At 66.6% G+C, this 4,365-nt stretch carries 4 protein-coding genes and 3 pseudogenes; 4 read left to right on the forward strand and 3 right to left on the reverse strand.

What is annotated here, in order from left to right; genetic code table 11:
- Window positions 1-213: 213 nt before the first annotated feature.
- Window positions 214-372, reverse strand: a pseudogene (locus ACZ53N_RS36490) (IS1380 family transposase); the annotation flags it as partial.
- Window positions 373-399: 27 nt separating this feature from the next.
- Here ACZ53N_RS36490 and ACZ53N_RS36495 point away from each other — a divergent pair.
- The 3 genes and pseudogenes from ACZ53N_RS36495 to ACZ53N_RS36505 all read left to right on the forward strand — a co-directional run.
- Window positions 400-699 carry a helix-turn-helix domain-containing protein gene (locus tag ACZ53N_RS36495; RefSeq protein ID WP_469145018.1) on the forward strand — a complete coding sequence of 100 codons (300 nt, stop codon included), beginning with the start codon at window positions 400-402 and terminating at the stop codon, window positions 697-699.
- 15 nt (window positions 700-714) lie between these two features.
- Window positions 715-900, forward strand: a pseudogene (locus ACZ53N_RS36500) (helix-turn-helix domain-containing protein); the annotation flags it as partial.
- A 66-nt stretch (window positions 901-966) separates the two neighbouring features.
- Window positions 967-1,476 (forward strand): annotated as a pseudogene (locus tag ACZ53N_RS36505) (transposase); the annotation flags it as partial.
- 22 nt (window positions 1,477-1,498) lie between these two features.
- On the opposite strand, the gene ACZ53N_RS36510 reads toward ACZ53N_RS36505, so the two are convergent.
- Window positions 1,499-1,693 carry an IS3 family transposase gene (locus ACZ53N_RS36510; RefSeq protein ID WP_469145019.1) on the reverse strand — a complete coding sequence of 65 codons (195 nt, stop codon included), beginning with the start codon at window positions 1,691-1,693 and terminating at the stop codon, window positions 1,499-1,501.
- 481 nt (window positions 1,694-2,174) lie between these two features.
- Window positions 2,175-2,501 carry a hypothetical protein gene (locus ACZ53N_RS36515; protein WP_469145020.1) on the reverse strand — a complete coding sequence of 109 codons (327 nt, stop codon included), beginning with the start codon at window positions 2,499-2,501 and terminating at the stop codon, window positions 2,175-2,177.
- Window positions 2,502-2,579: 78 nt separating this feature from the next.
- Here ACZ53N_RS36515 and ACZ53N_RS36520 point away from each other — a divergent pair, with 78 nt between their 5' ends.
- Complete coding sequence (locus tag ACZ53N_RS36520; protein ID WP_469145021.1) at window positions 2,580-4,043, forward strand: MGH1-like glycoside hydrolase domain-containing protein; 1,464 nt, start codon at window positions 2,580-2,582, stop codon at window positions 4,041-4,043.
- The last annotated feature ends 322 nt before the right edge of the window (window positions 4,044-4,365 follow it).

The following is a 4,365-nucleotide window of genomic DNA, read 5'->3' on the forward strand; positions in this document are numbered from 1 at the left end:
CACATCCAGACCGTCCGCAGAGGCCTGCGGAAGATCCAGTACCGTCCGCATCTCATTGCCGGATGCCTCGCCGAGACCGTCCTCGCCATCCGCCAGTAACGCCGCGGCTTTTGATCTCGGTGAGGCGGTATCGGGGGGTGGGCATGGTGGGGGCCCGGCGCGGTGGTCGGGTTCTCCAAGGTCTTTCGTGTCGTAGGTGGCCGGGGCGGCTGGTCAGTTGGCGGGGCGGGGTAGGGCGGCCAGACGGTGGAAGGCGGCGGCAAGTTGGTGTCGCCAGGGCCAGGTTGCTGCGATCCGGAGGTGGAGGCGACGGCCGCCGCGGGTGAGACGGGCAGCGACGTGCAGAATCCGGTACTGAGGTTTTCGCTTGGGGGTGACTGTGGATCATCTTGTGGGTGTATGCCGGTGGTTGTGAGGTATCCCGATGGGGGTAGCCTGGCCGTGAAGCAACGGGTCCAGCGTGAGCTGGTGCGGTTGGAGGCTGCTGGTTTGTTCGCGCAAGGGGTGGCGCCGCCGGTGGTGGCCAGGCGGTTGCGGGTGTCGCGGAAGTCGGCTTATGCCTGGTATGCGGCCTGGAGGGAGGGCGGTGTGGATGCTCTGCGTTCGAAGGGGCCTTCGGGCCGGCCGTCGCGGATGAAAGCCTCGTGGAGGGTGTGGCTGGAGCAGGCGCTGGAAGAAGGGCCCGCGGCGCACGGCTAGGTAGAGGACCAGCGGTGGACGACGGCTCGGGTGGCGGTCCTGGTCGCGCGGCGTTTCCATGTCCGCTTCAGCGACGTACAGATCTGGCGGATCCTCCGGCAGATGGGGTTCTCGATGCGGGTTCCGGTGCACCGGGCCGCGGAGCGGGAAGCGGTGGCCACCTGGCGGAAGGAGACCTGGCCGACGGTGGGAAAACGGTGAGGGACCAGGACGCGTGGCTGTGCTTCGAGGACGAGTCGGGGCAGAGCCTTCGCCCGCCGAAAGCGCGGACCTGGTCCCGGCGGGGACCTCCCGGTGGTGAGAGTCAACGGGAAGGGCTCCGGACGCGTCTCACTGGCCGGGATGGTGTGCACCAGGCCCGGCCGGCGCACGCGCCTGGCCTTCCGGATGCTCGTCCACCACGGCTGCAAGGGCGAGAAGAAGGGCTTCCGCGAGCCGGACTTCGCTGCTCTGCTGGACGCGGCCCACCAGCAGCTCGGCGGCAACATCGTCCTCGTGTGGGACAACTCCACCCAGCATAAGGACGCTGCGATGCGGGAACTGCTGGCAGACCGCCAGGCATGGCTGACGGTCTTCCGCCTCCCGCCCTGTGCACCGGACCTCAACCCGGCCGAGGGCGTATGGGCCCACGCGAAGAAGAGCCTGGGCAACCTCGCCGCCGGCACCACCGACCAGCTCGCCGCACACACCCGGACCCGACTGAAACGGATGCAGTACCGCCCTGCCCTCCTCGACGGCTTCATCGCCGAGACCGGACTGACCCTCACCCCACCATAGCCATCACCCCCAAGCGAAAACCTCAGTAGCGATTGACCCGCTCGCCATCGTCACGGAGCTCGGCGGTGATCCTGGGAACGCCGTAGGTGCCGTCCGACTCCTGATACACGGCCCGTATCCGGGTGGCCAGCCGGGCATCCGCCTCTCGGCGAGCAGCCCGGCCCGCAGCCGTGGCATGCCAGTAGTAGAAGCTGGAGCGGGCGATCCCAAGGTGCACAGCCGCTTCACGCCGTAGTGGCGCTGGTGGTCGGCGACGAACTGGAAGCGGTTCACCAGCGCGTCTCTCCCCGGCGAAATACTTCGCCGCTTTCCGCAGAATCTCGCGTTCTTCCTCGAGCTCGCGGATCCTTCTGCGCAGGACGGCGTTCTCCGCCTCCAGCGGTGCCGCCTGCCGGGCCGACGCAGCCGCTTGCTGTCCGCGGGGCTGGGTCGCGCTGGCCGCCCGGATCCAGCTGCGCTGGGTCTCGGGACTGATCCCCAGATCGGCGGCGATCTACTTGATCGTCGCTCCTGGCCGCGACTGATACAGCGCGACCGCGTCCGCCTTGAACTCCGGCGGATAGTTCTTCATGACCACGAGATGTCCGTCCTCAGATCCTCAGGACCCAGTGTCTCGTGTGTCCAGGATCAGGGGGCAAGACCCTCGAACGCACCGAACGCACCGAACGTACCAAGACAGGCAGCATTGAAGCCCTCGCTCAAGCCGCTTGACACGACATAACGCCCTCGGGGGGGGGCTGTTCGGTGTGGGTTTCGCCGGTGCCGCTGTCGTTGGGCGGTTTGGCGACGATCTTGTAGGTGAAGGCGTCGGTGATGCCTGCGCCCACACAAAGAACCTGACACTCGCCCCACCTCCAAGGCAAGATGGTGTTGGAGGGGATATGCCCAAATGATGCGGGCATATCCCCTCCAACGACCTGTGTTTCTGTCGATTTGTAAGGAGGGAAAGGAACCGCATGTTTGGTGAACCCCGCAGCGTGCTTCAAAGGGCTGGAGCAATGACGCGCCGCGAGCTGCTGCGTCATGCGGCTAGCCGGGCGTCGCTGGTACTGGGTGCTGGTGCATGGCTGCGGCCGGGGATCGGACGGGGCAGAGTGTCCGGTATGCACGGGACGAGCTGGCCGACTGATGGCGCCACGCGTCTGCAGTGCGCGGCGGCCGGCAGGCAGGTAGAGCTGGGGACGGCCTACGACTGGGCGGTGCGTAATCTCCTGCAGATCAACACTGTGCCGTATGATCCTGCGGTATATGACCGTACCGGTCTGATGGCTGCTCCTCCCGGAACGTTCTTCCGAGCCGGTGGCGGCTACGGGCAGCCGTGGACGAGAGACGCGTCCGTCAACGCCTGGAATGCGGGGAGCCTCTTCGCCCCCGAGGTTGCCCGGAACACGTTGTGGTCGGTGGTGGAGCGCCGCCCGGATGGCGGTCTGATCGTGCAGCAGGACAACCAGTGGTGGGACCAGGCCATCTGGGCGATCGGCGCGTTCTCGCACTATGTTGTCACCGGTGACCGCGTCTTTTTGAGCGATGCATACCAGACGGTCTGCAACACGCTGACGTATCTGCGGCGCACCCGATTCAGCACGGATGACGGGCTGTTCCAGGGGCCCGCCGTCATGCAGGACGGGATCTCCGGTTACCCCTCTCCGCCTTGCCAGCCTGACAGCCCGTCCTCCTTCGTTCTCGACCACCCGGACACCGGGAAGATCATGTGCCTGAGCACCAACTGCTTGTACGTCGGCGCCTACACGGCCGCAGCAGCCATGGCGGACTGTCTGGGGCAGCCGTTGTCGGAGAGCCGTGCGCACCACGCGGCCGCGCGCGCTGTGGCACGCGCCGTCAATGCCCGGCTGTGGGTACCTGAGCAGAACCGGTACGGGTACTTCCTGCATGGTCCGGGTCCGCTCCGCGGACGGCTGGACACCCACGAAGAAAGCTTGGGGGCGGCTTTCGCCGTCCTCTTCCGGGTAGCAGACCGTCAGCGGCTGGCGCTGCTGCTCGCCAGCCATCACCGTCAGCCTTACGGGACGGTCAACGTCTGGCCGCATTTCGCCCGTTTTTCCGATGCCAGGCCCGGTCGGCACGAAGTGATGGTGTGGCCCATGGTGCAAGGCATGTGGGCTCACGCGACAGCTCTGGGCGGCCGGACGGACCTCTTCGGCCAGGAGATGGCTTCCCTGGCTCGGCTGGCTCGCGCCAGCGGCGGGTTCTTCGAGGTGTACGACTCCGTCAGCGGGCGTGCGGATGGCGGATGGCAGGCGGGAGTCCATGGTGTGTCTGAGCCGGACCAGACGTGGTCAGCCACGGGCTACCTGCGAATGGTGCACCATGGGCTGTTCGGCATGAGATTCACACCGGACTGTCTGGAGTTCGCCCCAGCCTTGCCAACCAGCTGGGGCAGTGTGCGCCTGACGGGCCTGCACTACCGCGGCACAACGCTGACGGTGACACTCACCGGCCAGGGCAACCGGATCCAAAGCACCTGCCTGGACGGACACCCGCTGCCCCGCCCCGTCATCCCCGCCGACCTGACTGGCTATCACAGCCTGTTGATCACACTGGCCTGATCCGCGCATGCCGCGGACACAACCTCGTCGCTCCCCCGGAGAGGGTTTTGGCCCCGAATCCAGGACGCGCTTATGCGGCTTCTGGAAGGTTAACTGACGGTTCGCCGGGTGCCGCCTCGAAGGCGATCGGAGATCGTTGTCCGAGGCGGGAGTGACGGCGCCTGTGTTGCAGCGGCCGGCTCATTGGTCAACCGGCAACAGGGGTTGCGTTGGATTTCACTCCTTTAAGACCGTGTCCTATGTGGTGAGGCGGACGAGTCGCTTGTAGCAGCAGATCGCTGCTGCGAGGCCGAGAAAAGCCAGGTAGTTGCGGGGGTCGCGC

The sequence above is a fragment of the Streptomyces sp. NPDC033229 genome (assembly GCF_055576875.1).